Annotated in this window: 1 pseudogene; it reads left to right on the top strand. The window is 44.2% G+C overall.

From position 1 onward, the window contains the following. Nucleotides 1-788 (top strand): annotated as a pseudogene (locus tag G4D72_RS13275) (hypothetical protein); the annotation flags it as partial.

The raw sequence follows: 788 nt of genomic DNA, 5'->3' as shown, positions 1-788 counted from the left end.
CCAAATGCAGCTTCATTAGGCGATGAAGATGGCGATGGCGAGGTAGATTACAGAGACATTTTAGATAGTGATAATGACGGAGTTGCGGATAATGTAGATCCAGATGATGATAACGATGGTGTATTAGATACAGCAGAATTAGGCGGAGTAGATCCATACGCAGATGCAGATGGAGATGGATTCCCTAACTTAGTTGATCCAGACTTTACGGGCTTCCCAGATGCTGACAATGATGGTACACCAGACTTCTTAGATTTAGATTCAGATAATGATGGGATTACAGATGTAACGGAGAATGGAGGAGTTGATGCCAATGGCGATGGAATTATCGATGGTGCTGATGCAGACAATGATGGATTGGTAGATGTTGTAGACCCAAGTCAAGGAGGAACAACGTTACCATTAGCAGATACTGACGGTGATGGTACACCAGACGCTCAGGACTTAGATTCTGATAACGATGGAATCAACGACTTAACAGAAGCAGGTAACCCATTAGCAACAGACGTTAACAATGACGGAGTGGTTGATGGAGCAGATACAGACGGTGATGGTATCAATGATGCTATCGATACGAATCCAGTATTTGGAGGAACAGGTATTGCTACACCAGCAGACACAGATGGCGATGGTACACCAGACAACCAAGATTTAGACAGTGATAATGATGGAGTTAATGACTACACAGAAAACGGAGGTTCACCAGCAGGAGATGCCAACAGTGATGGTGTAGCAGATGGCCCAGATACAGATGGAGATGGTATTGTAGACACACAAGACAACACAGT

Source organism: Flavobacterium difficile (genome assembly GCF_011392115.1).
In the GTDB taxonomy this organism is placed as follows: Bacteria; Bacteroidota; Bacteroidia; order Flavobacteriales; family Flavobacteriaceae; genus Flavobacterium; species Flavobacterium difficile.
This window is presented reverse-complemented; position numbering and strand designations above follow the sequence as displayed.